The organism is Labrenzia sp. THAF191a, assembly GCF_009363335.1.
GTDB lineage: Bacteria > Pseudomonadota > Alphaproteobacteria > Rhizobiales > Stappiaceae > Roseibium > Roseibium algicola.
The window spans coordinates 4,603,721-4,621,396 of the sequence record NZ_CP045333.1 but is presented as its reverse complement, the minus strand read 5'-3'; the positions used below and the strand labels follow the sequence as shown (position 1 = coordinate 4,621,396).

General features: G+C 57.1%; 16 protein-coding genes, 1 tRNA gene and 1 riboswitch. Of the genes, 7 read left to right on the top strand and 10 right to left on the bottom strand.

What is annotated here, in order from left to right:
- Positions 1-1,518 carry a M81 family metallopeptidase gene (locus FIV05_RS21295; RefSeq protein WP_152510889.1) on the top strand — a complete coding sequence of 506 codons (1,518 nt, stop codon included), beginning with the start codon at positions 1-3 and terminating at the stop codon, positions 1,516-1,518.
- A gap of 3 nt (positions 1,519-1,521) precedes the next feature.
- Entirely contained in the window at positions 1,522-2,589 is a 1,068-nt protein-coding gene (locus FIV05_RS21290; RefSeq protein WP_152510888.1) for a D-TA family PLP-dependent enzyme, read from the top strand.
- A 91-nt stretch (positions 2,590-2,680) separates the two neighbouring features.
- On the opposite strand, the gene ugpC is transcribed toward FIV05_RS21290, so the two are convergent.
- The 8 genes from ugpC to FIV05_RS21250 form a co-directional block, all read right to left on the bottom strand.
- Positions 2,681-3,808, bottom strand: coding sequence for a sn-glycerol-3-phosphate ABC transporter ATP-binding protein UgpC (gene ugpC / locus FIV05_RS21285; protein ID WP_152510887.1), 1,128 nt, complete (start codon positions 3,806-3,808; stop codon positions 2,681-2,683).
- Between the two features lie 72 nt (positions 3,809-3,880).
- Positions 3,881-5,092: a sugar ABC transporter substrate-binding protein gene (locus FIV05_RS21280; protein WP_031268566.1), complete on the bottom strand. Its 1,212-nt coding sequence runs from the start codon at positions 5,090-5,092 to the stop codon at positions 3,881-3,883.
- Between the two features lie 35 nt (positions 5,093-5,127).
- Entirely contained in the window at positions 5,128-5,970 is an 843-nt protein-coding gene (locus tag FIV05_RS21275) for a carbohydrate ABC transporter permease (RefSeq protein ID WP_022998786.1), read from the bottom strand.
- Positions 5,960-6,856 (bottom strand): sugar ABC transporter permease, encoded by an 897-nt coding sequence (locus FIV05_RS21270; protein WP_022998785.1) that lies wholly within the window; start codon positions 6,854-6,856, stop codon positions 5,960-5,962. The genes FIV05_RS21275 and FIV05_RS21270 overlap by 11 nt, the downstream gene beginning before the upstream one ends.
- An 8-nt stretch (positions 6,857-6,864) precedes the next feature.
- Entirely contained in the window at positions 6,865-8,034 is a 1,170-nt protein-coding gene (locus FIV05_RS21265; protein ID WP_152510886.1) for a Gfo/Idh/MocA family oxidoreductase, read from the bottom strand.
- Positions 8,031-8,777, bottom strand: coding sequence for a copper homeostasis protein CutC (locus tag FIV05_RS21260; RefSeq protein WP_152510885.1), 747 nt, complete (start codon positions 8,775-8,777; stop codon positions 8,031-8,033). Before FIV05_RS21260 ends, FIV05_RS21265 begins: the two co-directional genes overlap by 4 nt.
- Positions 8,774-9,685: an ROK family protein gene (locus FIV05_RS21255; protein WP_152510884.1), complete on the bottom strand. Its 912-nt coding sequence runs from the start codon at positions 9,683-9,685 to the stop codon at positions 8,774-8,776. Before FIV05_RS21255 ends, FIV05_RS21260 begins: the two co-directional genes overlap by 4 nt.
- A gap of 254 nt (positions 9,686-9,939) precedes the next feature.
- The gene (locus tag FIV05_RS21250; protein WP_152510883.1) at positions 9,940-10,821 is read right to left on the bottom strand and encodes an N-acetylmuramic acid 6-phosphate etherase; all 882 of its coding nucleotides are present in this window, start codon (positions 10,819-10,821) and stop codon (positions 9,940-9,942) included.
- 205 nt (positions 10,822-11,026) lie between these two features.
- On the opposite strand from FIV05_RS21250, the gene FIV05_RS21245 reads away from it, so the two are divergent.
- The 3 genes from FIV05_RS21245 to nagA are packed head-to-tail and all read left to right on the top strand — an operon-like array spanning position 11,027 to position 13,985.
- Positions 11,027-11,788, top strand: coding sequence for a GntR family transcriptional regulator (locus FIV05_RS21245; protein WP_075283015.1), 762 nt, complete (start codon positions 11,027-11,029; stop codon positions 11,786-11,788).
- Between the two features lie 5 nt (positions 11,789-11,793).
- Positions 11,794-12,834 carry an SIS domain-containing protein gene (locus tag FIV05_RS21240; protein WP_152510882.1) on the top strand — a complete coding sequence of 347 codons (1,041 nt, stop codon included), beginning with the start codon at positions 11,794-11,796 and terminating at the stop codon, positions 12,832-12,834.
- Positions 12,831-13,985 carry an N-acetylglucosamine-6-phosphate deacetylase gene (nagA, locus tag FIV05_RS21235; RefSeq protein ID WP_152510881.1) on the top strand — a complete coding sequence of 385 codons (1,155 nt, stop codon included), beginning with the start codon at positions 12,831-12,833 and terminating at the stop codon, positions 13,983-13,985. Before FIV05_RS21240 ends, nagA begins: the two co-directional genes overlap by 4 nt.
- Positions 13,986-14,051: 66 nt before the next feature.
- Here the strand turns inward: nagA and FIV05_RS21230 are convergent, their stop codons facing one another.
- Both FIV05_RS21230 and FIV05_RS21225 read right to left on the bottom strand, forming a co-directional pair.
- On the bottom strand, positions 14,052-14,960 hold the full coding sequence (locus FIV05_RS21230; protein WP_152510880.1) for a cupin-like domain-containing protein: 909 nt from the start codon (positions 14,958-14,960) through the stop codon (positions 14,052-14,054).
- Between the two features lie 365 nt (positions 14,961-15,325).
- Positions 15,326-15,401: transfer RNA gene (locus FIV05_RS21225), tRNA-Asn, on the bottom strand.
- 334 nt (positions 15,402-15,735) lie between these two features.
- A riboswitch (cobalamin riboswitch) is annotated at positions 15,736-15,954 on the top strand.
- A 32-nt stretch (positions 15,955-15,986) separates the two neighbouring features.
- On the opposite strand from FIV05_RS21225, the gene cobU reads away from it, so the two are divergent.
- Both cobU and cobW read left to right on the top strand, forming a co-directional pair.
- Positions 15,987-16,538 (top strand): bifunctional adenosylcobinamide kinase/adenosylcobinamide-phosphate guanylyltransferase, encoded by a 552-nt coding sequence (cobU, locus tag FIV05_RS21220; protein ID WP_152510879.1) that lies wholly within the window; start codon positions 15,987-15,989, stop codon positions 16,536-16,538.
- Entirely contained in the window at positions 16,535-17,653 is a 1,119-nt protein-coding gene (gene cobW / locus FIV05_RS21215) for a cobalamin biosynthesis protein CobW (RefSeq protein ID WP_152510878.1), read from the top strand. Before cobU ends, cobW begins: the two co-directional genes overlap by 4 nt.
- Positions 17,654-17,676 lie beyond the last annotated feature (23 nt).

Sequence of the window (17,676 nt, the reverse complement as noted above, 5' to 3'; positions counted from 1 at the left end):
ATGACGAAGCCCCGCGCTTTTACGGCAGCTCTGGCAACAGAAACCAACACGTTTTCACCGATCCGGATTGATATCAACGCATTCAGGGCGTCGCTGCTGGCAAGGCCGGGGGAGCATCCGGAAACCCCGACCCTGTGTTCTGCCGTCGTCACCGTGGGGCGCCGGTTTGCTTGTGAAAACAACTGGGAACTGGTTGAAGGTACCGCGGCGTGGGCAGATCCGGCCGGATTGGTTTCGCGGCAGACCTTTGAAGGTTTGCGTGACGAAATTCTGGATCAGATCGTGGCAGGTGGACCTTTTGACGTTGTCGTCATTGGCCTGCATGGTGCGATGGTGGCTGACGGGTATGATGATCCGGAAGGGGATCTGCTGAGCCGAATTCGATCCGTGGTCGGCCCGGATGTCCCTGTTATTGCAACGTTCGACCCGCACAGTCATCTGACTGCAAAACGTGTTGCCGCGGCTGATGCGCTCATCGCCTTCAAGGAATTTCCCCACATCGATTTCGTCGATCGGGCCGAGGATGCATGGCGTATTGCGGGGCAAGCGGTTGCAGGCGAAGTCAAACCTGTAATGAGCGTTTACGATCCCAAGATGATTGACGTCTTCCCGACAACATCCGAGCCTATGCGCCGGTTTGTCGATGACATGATCCGCCGGGAGCAGGAAACGCCGAGCCTTTTGTCTCTCTCGGTCATCCATGGCTTCATGGCGGGCGACGTCCCCGAAATGGGGACCAAGTTGCTGGCAGTGACAAACAACGATCCGGCGCTTGGGTCCGAAGTTGCCCGTGACCTTGGAGAGGCTCTGTTCAAGCTGCGCGGCAAGGTTCGAAGTGCTGAACTTGCGCCAGCCGAAGCCTACGCCAAGGCATTGTCCTGTGAAGGTGGTCCGGTCACGATCGCGGACATGTGGGACAATCCCGGTGGGGGAACGGCCGGGGATGCGACCGTCCTGCTGGCAGAAGCCATTGCCGGCAAGCTCGAGAATATCGCCTTCGGTTCAATCTGGGACCCGGTAGCCGTCCAGCTCTGTCACGCAGCGGGCGAGGGGGCTCGCATGATGCTGCGGTTCGGAGCTAAATCAGCACCGGAAACCGGTGAGCCGATCGACGCAGAAGTTGAAATTCTCCGCAACATCCGGAATGCAGAGCAGTTTTTTGGCCAAAGCATCGTTCCCATCGGTGACGCAAGTCTGATCCGGATTGGCGGGATTGAAGTGATCCTGAATTCGACCCGCGCCCAATGCTTCGACACGAGCCTGTTTTCCAACTTTGGTATCGATCCGACCAAAAGGAAGATCCTGGTGGTCAAGTCGACGAACCATTTTCATCAATCGTTTGCCCGCATCAGTCCGTTGATCCTCTATTGCGCCGCCGGACGTCCATATCCCAACGACCCGAGGGTAACCCCTTACAAGAAAGCACCGAGGGATATCTGGCCAATCAACGAGGCAGCCACTGTGAGTGGGCATGAAACCGATACCAGTGCCGGCACCGCCGGCCGCAAGGGAGGCTAAGCGATGAGTGTCGGGCTGTCAGTGCAGGATCTTCTGACCCCTGTCGCCGTGATCGATGAAACGGTCATGGAGACTAACATCAAGGTTGCACAGGAGTATTTCGACCGTATTGGCCGGAACTTCCGGCCTCATATCAAGACACACAAGATCCCGGCACTGGCCGCATTGCAGCTGGCCTATGGTGCACGCGGTATCAACTGCCAAAAAATAAGCGAAGCGGAAGTGTTCGCCGACGCAGGCTTCACCGATATCCTGATCACCTTCAATATGCTCGGCAAATCGCGGCTCGACAGGTTGAAGTTGTTGAATACCAAGGTGGATCTGCAGGTCGTTGCCGACAATGAAGTTGTCGTCGACGGTCTGGCAAGCGCGTTTTCGGGGGATCAACCGCTGAAGGTTCTGGTCGAATGCGATACAGGGGCCGGACGCAACGGCGTGCAAAATCCGGATGCTGCGGTCGCGCTGGCAAAGCGCATCGATGCGTCGCCCGGACTGGTATTCCATGGTCTGCTGACCTATCCCAAGGCATCGTCCGAAACGGCAGTTGAAACCTTTTTTTCTGAAACACTGTCACTTCTGAAACAGGCAGGTCTTGAGTGCCCCGTCGTCTCGCATGGAGGTTCACCGAGCCTGTTCGACAGTGATCTTGTGCCTAGCGCGACGGAGCACAGGGCCGGAACCTATATCTTCAACGACCGCTCGATGGTGCGCGCCGGTATGTGCGATTTTGACGATTGCGCCATGCATGTGCTGGCCACAGTCGTCTCCCGGCCGACCGAAAACCGGGCGGTTCTGGATGCGGGATCGAAAGCGTTGACGTCCGATTTGTTGGGGTTTTCCGACCACGGCCTGTTGATCGATTATCCGGAGGCATCCATTGCCGCGCTCAGCGAGGAGCATGCCGTCGTCGACCTGACGAAGTCTGGCAAAAAACCGCAGATCGGAGAACGGGTCCGGATCATTCCAAACCATACGTGCGTCGTTTCAAACCTTTTCGACCGCCTGGTGTTTCACAGAGACGGCGTGGTGACCCGCATCGAGACGGTCGCCGCCCGTGGGCAAGTCGTCTAGTCCTCCAGACGACTTGCCCGCCGTTTCCCGAAATTTCAAACGGCCGCCTTTCGGGGCGGCCGTTTTCATTCGGGCTATCTGATGCCAAGTGTCAGATATGCATGTCCGCAGCATCCAGTTCTTCAAGCGAAAGCTGGCGGTCAAAAGCGTTTCCGTTACCGTCGAACAGGTGGCAGTCTACACCCTTCAGTCCCATGGAAACCGGCACACCAACTTTCGCCGGAGCGGATCCGGGCAAGACGCTGCAGAAGGTGGACTTGGCACCGGCAACAGTGCTGTAGGTGACGGTGTGAATGCCGAGATGTTCAACGACGGTCGGAACAATCTCAATGGATGCATCGGCGGCACCCAACGTCAGGTGTTCCGGGCGAATACCAAGAGTAAGGCTCTTTCCTGCAACCTCTTCCGCGGCATCTACCTTGACTGTCAGGTCCTTGCCTGATGGCAAGGTGACGACAACGCCTTCAGGACCGGAACTCTTTCCGGACACCTCGATGAAGTTCATTTTGGGGTTGCCGATAAAGCCGGCAACAAAGGTGTTCTGCGGTTTGTGATAAAGCTCCAGCGGTGAACCGACCTGGGAGATGATACCGTGATCCAGCACCACGATCCGGTCCGCCATGGTCATGGCTTCAACCTGGTCGTGGGTGACGTAGATCATGGTCGCGTCAAGTTCCGTGTGCAGCTTGGCAAGTTCAACACGCATTTCCGCTCGCAGTGCCGCATCCAGATTGGACAGGGGTTCATCGAACAGGAAAACAGAAGGCTCGCGCACGATGGCCCTGCCGATGGCGACGCGCTGGCGTTGCCCGCCGGAGAGCTCGCCCGGTTTGTGCTGAAGTCTTTCCTTCAGTTGAAGAATGCCTGCAGCGGCCTGAACCTTCTCCTCCACCTTGTCTTTGGACAGGCGTTCGACGCGCAGGGGGAAGGCGATGTTCTCGTAGACAGACATATGCGGATAGAGCGCATACGACTGAAATACCATGGCGATGCCGCGTTTGACCGGCGGCAGATCGTTGACGACCTTGTTCTCGATCGTGATATCGCCGCCCGTGATTTCCTCCAACCCTGCAATCATGCGCAGCAAGGTCGATTTTCCGCATCCGGACGGACCGACAAAAACAATGAATTCGCCATGGTCCACATCAAGATTGACACCCTTGATGACTTCCATATGGCCATAGCTTTTGCGTACGTCGCGCAGCTGCAACTCGCCCATGGTCATTCCTTTTTTGAAGAGGTGACCGGGCCCCCGAAAGTGGGAGAGGGGGCCCGGACAGTGCTCAAGGTGTTACTTGAATTCCTCAAGCTGTTCCGCGGCGATTTCGACGGCTTCAGCCGGATCGACTTCACCAAGGACAACACCCTGAACGGCTTCGTTGATTGAATCCTGAAGACCGACGTAATCTGTTACGAACGGCTCCGGACCACCGGTCGGGATCGCATCGAGGAAGGCCGACCAGGTCGGGTCTTTCTCAACCAGCGCACGCACTTCCGGCAGATCGCGCAGCGGCGTGAACCCTTCAGCCAGTTCGAAGGCCATCTGGTTTTCCGGGTTGGTCAGAAGCTTTGCGAGCGAAAGCGCCTGCTCTTCAACGCCGGACCCCTTGAAAACGGCCAGGGAGTCGGTGATCAGCAAAGTGCCCGGAGTGCCGGACGGACCGACCGGGATCGGCGCGACGCCCCAGTTCACGTCAGTCACGCGGGTGCGCTCCCAGGGACCGGAAATGAACATGCCGATTTTGCCTTCGGAGAACAGCGGACGCAGCTTCGCGCGGTCATAGGCGATCGGGCCCGGCTGCGAGACTTCGGCCATCTTGCCGTAGAAGGCGAGGGCTTCAACGTTGTTCGGGGAATTGAAGACGATTTCGCCGTCTTCATTGATGACCTGACCACCGTTCGTATAAACGTAGTTCATGAACTGGTGCATGGTGTTGTCGAAGGATGCGGCCGCGAGACCGAAACCGTCAGAGTCGGTCTTGTCCTTGATTGCCTTGGCGAAATCGTACATTTCGTCCCAGGTTTTCGGCGGCGTATCCGGATCCAGTCCTGCGGCCTCGTAGAGATCCTTGTTCCAGTAGAGTGCCTTGGTGGAGAAGGCGCGCGGCAGGCCCCACTGCTGGCCGTTGGCAGTGATCGTTGCCAGGATCGGGGCCGCGTAGGTGGCCTTTTCTTCTTCTGTCATGTTGACCGGAATGATCAGGTCATTGGCCGCGAGCTGCTTCAGCGTGCGCGAGCCCATGTAGGCAACGGCCGGCGGGTTCCCGGCGGACGCGAGCGTCGTGGACTTTTCCTGGCACTGGCCCCAGGGAACGAACTCGAGCTGGACCTTGTAGCCCGGATTTTCGCCTTCCCAACCCTTGATCAACTCATCCTGCAGCGGAATTCCGGCGCCGGTGTTGTCGCCGCAGTTGATCATGTGAATGACCTTGTCTTCTGCCTGGGAGGCTCCGACGAGAGAGAGCGCGAAGACCCCTCCCAATAGCACTGATTTAAGTGTCATCTGTTTTCCCTTTTCTGGTTGGTTTCTACTTTTTGTTATTCTTTGACGGCGCCTGCCGTGAGACCGGCGACGATGAAACGTTGCAGGAACACATAGACGAACAGCACAGGGAGGATGCCCACGAGGCTGGCGGCCATGAGTTCGTTCCAGACCACGGTCTGGCGTCCGAAGAACTGGAACAGCCCCACGGGAAGCGGGTTCAGTTCGTTCACGGAGTTGAAGGTCAGCGCATAGATGAATTGCTGCGCGTAAGCGGTGATGAAAGCGGTGATCGTGACCACCACGATGCCCGGCAACGCTACGGGAATGATCACGCGCCAGAGCGTGTAGATCTTGCCGGCGCCATCCACCCAGGCTGCTTCCTCAAGCTCCTTGGGAATCCGGATCAGATAGGAGCGCAGAAGCCAGATACCGGTCGGAATGACGAAGGCCGTTCCTGGCGCAATCATCGCGAAATAGGTGTTCAGCAGCCCGTATTGCTGCATCAGCTTGAACAGCGGGATGATCAGCACCGCACCGGAGAACATGTTTACCGCTATGAAGATGCCGAGCAGCGAGTTTCGCGCTGGAAACTCGAACCGGGCGAAGGCATAGGCTGCCGGGATGATGCAGAACAGGCCGAGGACCGTCACCACCGTGGCGATGAAGAACGAGTTGAGCATGTAGACCCACAACAGCGGCACGTTCTGCCACATGGTGATGTAGGCATCGAAGCTCATCTTGTCGGTGATGAACTTGTAGGGGATCGAGAACAGGCTGCTGAGCGGCCTCAGCGACACCACGAAGGCTTCGACGAAGGGGGCCAGAACGAAGGTCAGGAACACCGCGAGACCGAGATAGATCAGCACATATTCGTACCAGCGATACTTATGCAGCATTGTGCGGGCTCCTTTTGGCAAGGCGCGACAGCAGCATGAAGTAGACCAGCATGAACGAGCCCAGGAACACCACGATCATCACCGTTCTGGCGGCGCCTTCGCCGTACTTGAAGCGGCTGATCGCGGTCTTGTAGGTGTCGATGATCATCGTGGTGGTTGCGCCGCGCGGACCGCCTTCGGTCAGGATCCAGATGATGTCGAAGGAGTTGAAGGTCGCGATAGCCGACAGAAGCGCCATCGTCGCGATCGAGGGAATGATCAGTGGCAAGGTAATGCGGCGGAACCTGTAGAGCCGAGAGGCCCCGTCCACCCAGGCCGCTTCATAAAGGTCCTTCGAAATGGACTGCATGGCGGCCAGCAGATAAAGCGTCACCATTGGAACGCCGATCCACACGTCCGTGACGATGGTCGACATGAAGGCGGAGTTCTTGTAGGCGAGGAATTCGAATGGCCCGCTCAGAATACCGAGCCGTTGGGCCATTCCGGAAATCATTCCGAACTGACCGTTGTACATCCATCCCCAGATGAAGACGCCAATGGCGATCGGGATCACCCACGGCGGCATGACCAGCACGCGAAACAGGGTGCGACCCGGCACCATCGCGTTGAGAAGCACGGCTCCCAGGGTTCCGATCAGCATTTTCAGGGCAACAGAGAGAGCCATCCAGTAGAAGGTGCGCGCAATCACTTCCGGAAAGCGGCGCGACATGAGCTTCTCGTAGTTTTCCAGCCCGACGTATTCGTAGTTCGGGCTCATGCTCGTGTTGGTGAAGGAAAGCCGGAACGTTTCGAACAGCGGATAGGCGACGATAGCCAGCATGACGAGGGACGCCGGCACCAGAAGCAGATAAGGAAAATAGTCGGTCTTCTTTCGCGAGTGCGCCATGGTGCCCCCTATGCCACGCCGTAGCTGTCGAATTGCTGCCAGGTTTCGGCAAGGTCGATGACGCTGCGCGTCCGGCGCGCTTCGTCCAGCTTGATCGCCGTCAGACCGGCCTCAAGCGCATCCAGAACGCTGACCGGCAGATGTCCGCCGTTACGGAAGTAATGGTCGAGATCACGCGCCATGGCCTCATCGGCGCCATAGTGGCCGTGCCGCCTGGCATCGACGACCTGCGGCTTGTCGATCAGGCAGGCGGATGTCAGGGCGTCATGCACCCGGTAGTAATTCCGAATGAAGTCTCCTTCCGCCATGCCCTTCGTCCCCATGACGGCAAAGCGCCGGAATTCGTCTGGTACATACATGTTGGTGTGAAAACAGAGGTTCGCGCCGTCCTCGTATTCGATCAGCGCTGTCTGGTAGTCGATGATGTCGCCATCACTGTCGAAGTCGGCGTTGCCACCACCCCAGCGTGGTGTGAACGGATCGACCCTGCCTTCGATTTTCGGTGTCGGAAAGGTATGGTCCTGATCCGGCCGGTTCTCCGGAACAAAGCTCTTGCGTCCGCCGAAGCTGGAAACGAAACGTGGCCGACAACCTGTGACACCCTGGTAGAGATCCAGATCGTGGCAGCACTTTTCCAGCATGAAGCCGCCGGAATTCCGGTCATAGCGGCGCCAGTCGCGCATGAAGAAGGAACCGTGGTAGGGACCGATATGCTCGGACGCCTCAATCGAGACCACTTTGCCGATCTGGCCAGACTTTAGACTTTTCTGAAGTTCGGTGTAGAGCGGCGAATATCGCAGCACCAGTCCGACAAGGACTCGTTTCGATCCACCGTGTTCCTTCATCAGGGACAGGAGTTCGAAGGTTTCCTCTTCGCTGACGACAACCGGCTTTTCACAGAAGATGTAGCGAACATCGGATTTGAGCGCGGTTCGCAGATGATCGAGGTGCATGAAATTGGGTGACCCGATCATAAGGAGGTCTAGTTTCTCCTGTCGGATCATCCTGTCGAGATCAGTGTAGGCGGTCAGGCTGTGGCCGCATTTGGCCTCGACATGCTTGAGGCCGGCGGGTGTCGGGTCGACGTAAGCGCAGGGATCAAGATCTCCTGAAACCTCCTGCAGGCAGTTGCTGACATTGGCAATTCTCGCGCCCAGTCCGACATAGCCGGTCTTCATGCTGCGGCCTCCGTAAATTGGTCCATGGCACGGCGAAGTGCCTGGACGACGTTTCCATCGGTGTCCTTGATGCCTGCCTCGGAAACGAAGCCGAGGCGCGTTTCCAGGTCCTGCGGCTCCGGCAAGGGCTTCACGGAAGAGCAGGACGCATGCAGTTCCTGCACGCCGGATCGTTTGAGAATTTGGGAAGCATTGGCGGCAGTGACGCCCGATCCTGCCATGATGGAAATCCGCCCTGCAGCGACATTGACCGCTTGTTGAAGCAGTGAAAGGCCGCGTTCTGCCTTGCTGGCCTGTCCAGAGGTCAGCACGCGTTCGAAACCAAGCGTGATCGCGTCTTCTATAGCTTTTTCGTAGTCGCGTGCGGTGTCGATGGCCCGGTGCAAAGTTGCCGGCAGTCTCGTGCTGTCCAGGGATGCGGCCAGAAAGTCTCGATCGAGGTTGTGCTGGCTGTCGACTGCCCCGATCACGATTCCCGCAAGACCTGCTTTTTCAGTCGCGTGGATGTCGCGCAGCATTAAGGCCTTTTCCAGGTCCGAGTACTCAAAATTACCGGATCGGGGGCGGATCATCGCGTAGACGGGAACCGGTAGTCTGGCCGCGGCCACCATGAACCCCTGGGAGGGGGTCAGGCCGCCTTCGGACAGAGCTGCGCATAATTCAATTCGGTCAGCGCCGTTTTCGGCTGCCGTCCAGGCGCCTTCGAGGGTGTCTACACATACCTCGAGGGGGATCCTGGTCACCGGGCCGCCTCCTTGATGAGCGTACGGGCCACGATGCCGGCACCATGCAGGCCGCCATTGGCGGCAAATTCGCCCTTGATGACGAGTGGCTCGCTATAGTCTGCAAGAACAAGGTCACGTGTCTTTCTATCGATCACGTCGAGAAGAACAAGATCGTTCGAAAGGCCACCACTCACCGGTATGACATCCGGACCAAGGGTGTTGACGAAAGCGGAAAGCGCTCGCGAAAGCAGAGTGGTGAAGGCGTCGAGCGTTTGTGTGGCAGCTGCATCACCGGCATGCCAGGCGGCAGTAATATCCTTGCTTGCCTGATCCAGCCCATGCAGCGACCGGTGGATCTTCTCCATGCCACGGGCCGAGCAGATCGCGTCGATGCATCCGGTCTGGCCGCAGCCGCAGGGGTAGTGCTCAATACCTTTCAACTGGCCACCAGCTGTCGGGTCCATGATGGGGCCGTGACCCCATTCCCCCGCGATGCCGCCATAACCGGTAACAAGGGTGCCATTGACGACAAGCCCGCCACCGACACCAGACCCGAGAATAATACCGAAAACGACCGGCTTGCCTCGACCGGTGCCGTCGACGGCTTCGGCAAGCGCAAAAGCATTGGCGTCATTTGTAATGGCGACAGGACGTTTGAGGGCGGTTTCCAGATCCGATTGCACGGGTCGTTTATGCAGGCAGGGGATGTTGGCCACATCCGCGATGCCGCTGCGGGTATCAAAGGCGCCTGCAAGCGAAATCGAGATGGGAGATCCATCCGGCCCTGAGCAGTTGGCAATCGCGTCTACAAACGCCTGCCAGTCGGTTCCGGGTGTCGCTACCCGGCCTTTTTCCGCAACGGTTCCATCCGCTTGGAGCTCTCCATGTCGGATGAAGGAGCCGCCGATATCAAAACAGGTGGTCATCGCCTGTTCAAACGCCTCTGGGTTATATTTGTTAACGTCCAGTTATAATACCAATATGCAACCAATCGCATTGGTAGTAAACCAAAAAAAGAAATTGGCATCATTTTTTAAAGGAATTGGGCGGCTGACACCTGTCGAAAACAACGGCTACAGCGCCCAAGCTCAATAGTGCTGTAAGGAGGCTAAGCCCGCTGTTTGCGGACGAGATTATGTTCGAAAGCGTGCCTGGTGTCTGTTGGAGGCGCTGGCACGCGTCAAAGGAAGGGGCGCAAGTTTCCACTGTGCTCGTTGAGCGACATTTCGGCGCTTTCCGCGTCGAGGCCTTCTCGAATCATGAGAACCGCAACCTTCACTCTGCCTTGGGCTTGCTGGAGCTTTTCCGCTGCAGTTTCTGCCGTGCAGCCCGTCAGATCCTGAAGAATGCGATAGGCGCGCTGACGCAGTTTTTCATTATCCGCAACCAGGTTGACCATGTGACCACGAACTGCGTGTCCAAGCCTCAGCGCCACCAATGTAGAGATCATGTTGAGAGCAGCTTTTTGGGCACTTGCCGCACCGAGACGTGTAGAGCCCGCGATGATTTCAGGAGGTGTTTTCAGGAAGATCGGAAAATCCGCCTGACGGAGGAGGGGAGTGTCAGGATTGTTTGCCAATGCAACGGTTTTCGTGCCTGCCGCCTGTGCGCCTCTGAACGTGCCAAGAGTATAAGGAGTTGATCCACTTGCAGAAACTGCAATCAGGATATCTCCTTCTCCAAGGCCTGATTTTTGAAAGTCAGCGAAGCCGGCTTCTTCGTCGTCCTCATATGTGCCGGCAAGGTGAAGCAGGTTTGCAGCACCCCCGGCATAGAGCATGCGCATGCGCTCAACGGGAAAGCCGAACGTTCCCGGCAATTCCAGGCAATCTGCGAGGGCTGTCAGTCCGGCGCTGCCGGCGCCGGCATAACCAATTTTTCCACCTGAAACAGTGACTGTCTGAAGTGCTTCGGCGGCTTTTGCGATCTCCGGAATGGCCGTTTCGGTGGCATTCAGCGCATCTTTCTGCCGTTGCAGCAGCAGCGACAGGACGTCTTCATCAGACTTTTTGGACAGGCCAATGGAAATCGGATCGCGGTCTTCGGTCGTCGGCAAATTCATGGTTCAGGAACTCGGAGGCACACCAAGTTTCGTATCGCGGAATTAAGTCTCTCAAGTCGATCACGCTCCGGGAACGTTTCCGTTGGGTGCTCCAGCGGTGGTGATGCAGGTTCGGAAATTGTTTTAACACTTGATTTTCGGTTTCGATAGAGTTTAAATTGGTATCTGAAAGGTATTATTTTCATCTCCTAAGGCGCCCCATTTCATGACTGACTTCATTTCCTTGCTGGAAAATGGTGACTGGTTGGCGAATTCCAGCGGTCCCCGATACCTGCAGCTGCGGCGGCGCATTCAGCAGGCTATTGACGACGGCGTGCTGAAGGAGAATGAGCCGCTTCCGTCTGAACGCGAGATTGCCTCCATTACGGATCTGTCCCGTGTGACGGTGCGCAAGGCGGTTGCCGGTCTTGTCGAGGATCAGGTCGTTGTCCAGAAGCGTGGCAGCGGATCCTTTGTCGCGCCCAAGGTGCACAAGGTTGAACAGCGCCTTTCCAGCCTGACGTCCTTTTCCGAGGATATGGCACGCCGTGGTCTTTCCGCCAGCAGCGAGTGGCTGCGCCGCGGACTGTTTCCAGCTTCGCCCGAAGAAATGTTCACGCTCGGTCTCACGTCCGGTCAGCGCGTTGCCCGTGTCGACAGGCTTCGCAAGGCTGACGGCACACCGATGGCAATCGAGCGTGCCTCCCTTTCCGAGAGCGTCCTGCCTCATCCGGAGCGGGTCACCACGTCTCTTTATGCCATTCTGCGCGCGGCCGGCTTGCAGCCTGTCCGCGCTATTCAGCGCATTTCAGCCCGCAATCTTGAGCCAATCGATGCCGACATTCTCGGTGTGCCGGCCGGGTCTGCCGGGCTGAAAATAGAACGTGTGTCCTATCTCGCGTCCGGAAATGTCGTCGAATTCACCCGTTCCGTTTACCGCGGCGATGCATATGACTTCATCGCCGAACTTCAGATTTCGGAAGACTAATCCTGATGATTGAAGCAAGTACCATGGCCACGCCGACGCACATGCGCCGGGAAATCGAAGAAATCCCGGACGCTGCGCGCCGTCTGTTGGCCGATGGACACCCGTTGATCCGCGACATTGCAAGGAAAGCAGGCGCGCCGGTGTTTCTGGCAAGCGTCGCTCGCGGCTCTTCTGACCACGCCGCAACGTTTCTCAAGTATGCCTCGGAGATCTACCTTGGTCTTGCGATGGCCTCTCTCGGCCCATCCGTTTCCTCGGTTTATGGCGGCAAGGTCAAGCTGGGGCAGGCTCTTGTGATTGCAATTTCCCAATCCGGCGCCAGCCCGGACAGTCTCTCGGTGGTTGAAAGTGCAACCGAGCAGGGGGCGTTCACGGTAGGGTTTACCAACACGTCGGGAAGTGAACTGGCAAAACTTTCCAGTGCCGCCATCGATATCTGCGCAGGTCCTGAGCGTAGTGTCGCCGCGACCAAGACCTTCGTCAATTCCGTCTTGGCGGGCCTGCTGCTATTGGCGGAAATCGGGGCTGACAAGGAACTGCTCGACGCGTTGGCTGCCTTGCCGGAGCATTTTGAAAAAGCAATCGACAAGGACTGGCGCGCGCTTGCCAAGCCGATCGAGCAGCGGGGTTCGCTTTATGTCATTGGACGCGGACCTGGTTTGGCAATCGCAAATGAAGCTGCGCTGAAATTCAAGGAAACCTGCCAGATCCATGCGGAGGCCTATTCGTCCGCCGAGGTAATGCACGGTCCCGTCTCGATCGTCGAAAACGGATACCCGATCCTGGCACTTGGTGTGCGCGATGCAGCCGAAGAGGGGCTGGCCCAGGCTGCGGATCGCATGGTGGACCAGGGCGGAAGTGTTTTTGCAACGACCGACAAGGTGGAGCGGGCAGAAAAGCTGGCGTTCCAGGCAACCGGGCATCCATTGACAGACGCCTTGGTGCAGATTGTTTCTTTCTACGCCTTCATCGAATGGTTCGCACGGCAGCGCGGTTTCAATCCGGACGTTCCCAAGCACCTGAAAAAAGTCACCCAGACCGTATGACCTCCACAACCGCCTATCTCTGCAGCCGGGTTTTTGATGGTGAGAAAATCCATGCGAATGCAGCCCTGCTTGTCGAAGATGGCAAGGTGGCTGGCCTTCTTTCGGCCGATCAGGTGCCCGTTGGTGTAGAGACTGTCGATCTTGGCGACGGCATTCTCGCACCGGGATTGATCGATCTGCAGGTCAATGGCGGCGGTGGCTTGATGCTGGGGGATGCGGAAACAGTCGACGATATCGAACGTATCTGCGCCGCCCATGTCAGCCTCGGGACAACAGCCCTGACACCGACTTTGATCACGGACACGCCCGACGTGACGCGCAAAGTCGTTGATCTGGGAATCGCCGCATGGTCGCGGGGCGTGAAGGGGTTTCACGGTCTGCATCTCGAAGGGCCACATCTGTTTGCGGGGCGCAAGGGCGCGCATGACCCGAATCTGATCCGGCCTTTGAGCCGCGAAGACATGGCACTCTACCTGCGCGCGGCGCGGGAATTGCCAAGCCTCATCATGACGGTGGCACCGGAAACGGTGCCACCAGAACAGGTGCGGGAATTGGCTGACGCGGGAATTCACGTCAGTCTTGGCCACAGCGGAGCAACATACCGGCAGTGCAAGACTGCGACTGAAGCGGGTGCTTCGATGGTCACCCATCTTTTTAACGCCATGAGCCCGTTGCAACACCGCGAACCCGGCCTTGTGGGTGCCGCGCTCGATCTGGGCGCGCTCAACGTGGGCATCATTGCTGATGGTGTCCACGTCGACCCGGTCGCGATGCGGGTCGCGTTCAAGTCAAAGACCGGCCCGGGCAGGATCTTTATCGTTACCGACGCCATGTCCCAGACCGGCACCGATGTTACGTCCTTCTTTCTCGGAGGTCGGGAAATCTTTCGCCGCGATGGCACATTGACCCTCGAAGACGGCACGCTTGCCGGCGCCGATATAGATTTGCCGGCGTCCTTGAAGTTTCTTACCGGTACACTCGAGCTTCCGGTTGAAGCTGCTCTTGCAATGGCGACCAGTGATCCTGCGGACGTTCTTGGACGCCCGCTCGGTCGTTTAGAAGAAGGTTACCCGGCCGACTTCGTACAGCTTGGCAATGCCTATGAGGTTGAGGGCGTATGGATTGCGGGAGAGCAATTCTCGAATACGTAGCCCGGCAAATACTCTGGTGGTTTGGTAACTGCGCCAAACTTGTGGGATTTGCAGCGCGTTTGCCGGTTAGGTCTTGTCGACCTTTTTCAGCGTTGAGCGAACGTTTGGAAGTGTCAGCAGCGTATTTGGTATTTGCAGCAATTCCTTGAAGAAGCGGCTGACCAACGCTCCGCGGCTTGGCTTGTAGGGTGAAGAAATGAACGATTTCAGACCCCACCCAATTCCGCCGACATTCGGAAGGGCGCGGATAGCAGTTTCGTAACAGCGCCGTACCAGCGCGGAATCACTGTTCTTGAATGAATGCAGCAGGCCGCACCGCTCCATGTCACGCTTGAATTCCTTCGAGATGACCACGGTTTCGCGTTTCGTGAAGGTCCAATTGATGTTGATGTTTTCGTCTTCCTTGGCAACCACCCGGTGGTACCAATGGGGAGGCAGATAGAGAAGATCACCTTCTTCCAGGTCGAATTTGTAGAAACGCTTGTTCCGTAGCAGTCGCTGTTCGTCTTTCAGCAGAGAGAAGTTGGTGAACGGGTAGCACGGTAACGGTGTTTCGGGCGAAACCAGTACCCATTCCTTACGACCCTTCACCTGAACGGTGATGACATTCTCGGCGTTGGTATCGTAGTGGAATTCTGTCCGGTTGTTCCTGCTGTTGATCCAGAATCTCCAGGCAACGGAATCTTGCATTATCCGGTCGGATGCGAGGATTTTCTTCAGGAATTCCGGCATCTCGATATCTTGTTCCAGTACTGGTGAGCGGCTGACGAAAAAGACACCTCTGTCGCGGACCTTTGGCAGCGTATGGAGTTCTGCTCGTAATCGGCCGGATTGCCACCTTTCCCGCGCGGGCCAGTTTTTCGCCAATCCCTTGATCAGCAGGGGCTGTTCCTTGTCGCAGTAGGCTTCAAGAAATTCGGCATAACCTGGTGCTGCGGTTACGGTGGCAATGGTGTGCGTGTTGTCGCCGCTCATAAAAGGTACCACGCATTTGAAGATTTGCGGGTTCAGGGGCGCTGGACTTAGCTGCGATTCTTCATGATGCTCCCCTAGGAGAAATTACGATAGGAGCAACCTTGAGCTTTATCAAGAAGCGCGATTCAACAACGCAGAGCCACTGGAGGAGCGATCTTCGTTTTAAACGTAGCCAGGAAATGTTGTTTAGGAAGATGGTACCGAACGTTACTGCCGCGAAAGACGAGTTCGCATCAAATGACTGTCGATTTTTGAGGCGGTGCAGATTGCTGCAAGATCACGCGTTAATAAGATCAACCCGGTTACTGAACAGCGTTCCGGTCTTCAGAAATGCAGCATTCGGGAGGATTAGGAATAGGTGGTGATGGCTCCCCAGGCCGGACTCGAACCAGCGACCCAGCGATTAACAGTCGCTTGCTCTACCAACTGAGCTACTGGGGATCACCACGCTCGGGGCCAGCGCGTTGCCGCCCCGTCGATGGAGATGCGTATATCAAAGGCTTGATCCGTTTGCCAAGCCCCCGAGGGCGTTTTTTTCATCAAGCCGTCATTTTTTTGATCTCGGTGTGGAAAACTCGATATATTTCAGATGGCTAGGCGTTCTGTCGCGCTTGGAAAACCCTACGTTTCGCTACGATTGGAACACCCCGGGCAGACTAAATCCGTTGTGCCTTTTTCTGACTTTGGCGCAAGAAGGCGTCCGTGTTGACTGCCTGGCCGATTTTCAAGGTTAGTCGTCAGCGACTTTCTGCTGCTTGTGTCGGCCTCAAGATACGTTTAGGAAGAAACTGACGGTTCCGGAAAAGGCCTTGCCTGATCCGGATGAAACGGGAATCCGGTGCGGTCTTTTTCAAGTCCAGATCCGGAGCTGCCCCCGCAACTGTGAGCGGTGAGTGGCTGTACGAAAACCACTGGCGTCCTGATGGGGCCGGGAAGGGGTACAGACCGCGCTGAGCCGCAAGCCAGGAGACCGGCCGTCACATTGTCAACCCTATGGCGCTGTCGGGCGGACGGCTGGGAGAAGGAATGACGCATTCAAACGGCGAGAGGACAACGCTGGTCCTCGGCGGTGCCCGCTCCGGAAAAAGCCGGTTCGCGGAGAAGCTTGTCCATGAAACCGGTCTGCAAAAAATCTATATCGCGACTGGTGCTGCCCACGACGATGAAATGACCAGCCGGATCGCCGCTCATAAAGATCAACGCGGACCGTCCTGGCGCACCGTGGAAGAACAGCTCGAACTTGCGGACGTGCTTGAAAACGAATGCAGGCAAGACCGGGTGGTCCTTGTTGACTGCCTGACCCTGTGGCTGTCGAACCTGCTGTTTGCAGGCAAGGACATCCCCGCCGAAACGGCGCGGCTTTGCGCGGTTCTGAAGGGTCTTCAGGGGCCGTGCGTCTTCGTTTCCAACGAAGTTGGTATGGGGATCGTGCCGGAGAACCGTCTGTCGAGGTCGTTCCGCGATGTGCAGGGACGACTGAACCAGGATATGGCGCATAGGTGCCAACAGGTTGTCTTCGTTGCTGCGGGCCTGCCGATACTTTTGAAACCCACCTCACAACCGGATATCAAATTATGACCACTTCATCCTTGCAGCCGGGCGCAAAAATTCCGGCAACGATCGTCACTGGGTTTCTCGGAGCAGGCAAGACCACGCTGATCCGCAATTTGCTTACCAATGCCAATGGCAAACGCATTGCCCTTATCGTCAATGAGTTTGGGGACATGGGCTTCGACGGGTCCCTTGTGAATGGATGCGCTGATCCCGATTGCGCCGCGGAAGAGGTGGTTGAGCTTACCAATGGCTGCATATGTTGCACCGTTGCCGACGATTTCCTGCCAACCATGGAAATGCTGCTCGCGCGGGACAATCCGCCGGAGCATATCGTTATAGAAACCTCTGGTCTGGCTCTGCCGCAGCCGCTCGTTCGGGCCTTCTCCTGGCCGAGCGTCAAGCCGAAGGTAACGGTAGATGGTGTTGTCACGGTGCTGGATGCTGCAGCACTCGCCGAAGGCCGGATCGCACTTGATGAAGATGCACTTTCCGCGCAACGTGCTGCCGACGAAGCTCTTGATCATGACAGTCCGGTTGAAGAACTCTTCCACGACCAATTGCGTTGCGCAGACCTCGTCGTTCTGAACAAGGCAGATCTCGTCTCCGAAGACGCCTTGAAGCAGGTGCATGAGAAGATCGCCGCCGATGTTCGTCCGGCGGTTCACGTGGTCACATCCGAAAAAGGCACGCTTCCGATTGAAGTTCTGCTCGGCAGGGGCTCTGCTGCCGAGGACGACATGGCTGATCGGCACGAGCATCACCACCATCATGATGACCACGACCACGATCACGATCACGATCACGATGGTGATGATCATGATCATCGCCATGACGACCATCATCACCATCACGACGATTTTGAAAGTCACGTGCTGGCAGTCTCGTCTTTCGCCAGCCTGAAAGATGCTGAGGCAAAGGTTCTGGAAGCCATGGCGCAAAAAGGCGTCCTTCGCATCAAGGGGGCTGTAAAAATTGAGGGCAAGGCAGCGCCTGCAATGGTTCAAGCTGTCGGACCGCGTGTCGAAACCTGGTTCGCCGCCGGCGCCGAGAGCAGCGGCAGACTGGTCGTGATCGGTTTGAAGGGCCTCGACCTGACTGCGGTTCGTAGCCTGCTGGGTGAATTGACGGCTGCTGCCTGACACGCTGGATAGAAGCTGGAAAT

Excerpts from the sequence above, each read along its gene's own strand:
- FIV05_RS21295 (WP_152510889.1), top strand. The coding sequence starts at position 1 with ATGACGAAGCCCCGCGCTTTTACGGCAGCTCTGGCAACAGAAACCAAC.
- FIV05_RS21290 (WP_152510888.1), top strand. The coding sequence starts at position 1,522 with ATGAGTGTCGGGCTGTCAGTGCAGGATCTTCTGACCCCTGTCGCCGTG.
- ugpC (WP_152510887.1), bottom strand. The coding sequence starts at position 3,808 with ATGGGCGAGTTGCAGCTGCGCGACGTACGCAAAAGCTATGGCCATATG.
- FIV05_RS21280 (WP_031268566.1), bottom strand. The coding sequence starts at position 5,092 with ATGACACTTAAATCAGTGCTATTGGGAGGGGTCTTCGCGCTCTCTCTC.
- FIV05_RS21275 (WP_022998786.1), bottom strand. The coding sequence starts at position 5,970 with ATGCTGCATAAGTATCGCTGGTACGAATATGTGCTGATCTATCTCGGT.
- FIV05_RS21270 (WP_022998785.1), bottom strand. The coding sequence starts at position 6,856 with ATGGCGCACTCGCGAAAGAAGACCGACTATTTTCCTTATCTGCTTCTG.
- FIV05_RS21265 (WP_152510886.1), bottom strand. The coding sequence starts at position 8,034 with ATGAAGACCGGCTATGTCGGACTGGGCGCGAGAATTGCCAATGTCAGC.
- FIV05_RS21255 (WP_152510884.1), bottom strand. The coding sequence starts at position 9,685 with ATGACCACCTGTTTTGATATCGGCGGCTCCTTCATCCGACATGGAGAG.
- FIV05_RS21250 (WP_152510883.1), bottom strand. The coding sequence starts at position 10,821 with ATGAATTTGCCGACGACCGAAGACCGCGATCCGATTTCCATTGGCCTG.
- FIV05_RS21245 (WP_075283015.1), top strand. The coding sequence starts at position 11,027 with ATGACTGACTTCATTTCCTTGCTGGAAAATGGTGACTGGTTGGCGAAT.
- FIV05_RS21240 (WP_152510882.1), top strand. The coding sequence starts at position 11,794 with ATGATTGAAGCAAGTACCATGGCCACGCCGACGCACATGCGCCGGGAA.
- nagA (WP_152510881.1), top strand. The coding sequence starts at position 12,831 with ATGACCTCCACAACCGCCTATCTCTGCAGCCGGGTTTTTGATGGTGAG.
- FIV05_RS21230 (WP_152510880.1), bottom strand. The coding sequence starts at position 14,960 with ATGAGCGGCGACAACACGCACACCATTGCCACCGTAACCGCAGCACCA.
- cobU (WP_152510879.1), top strand. The coding sequence starts at position 15,987 with ATGACGCATTCAAACGGCGAGAGGACAACGCTGGTCCTCGGCGGTGCC.
- cobW (WP_152510878.1), top strand. The coding sequence starts at position 16,535 with ATGACCACTTCATCCTTGCAGCCGGGCGCAAAAATTCCGGCAACGATC.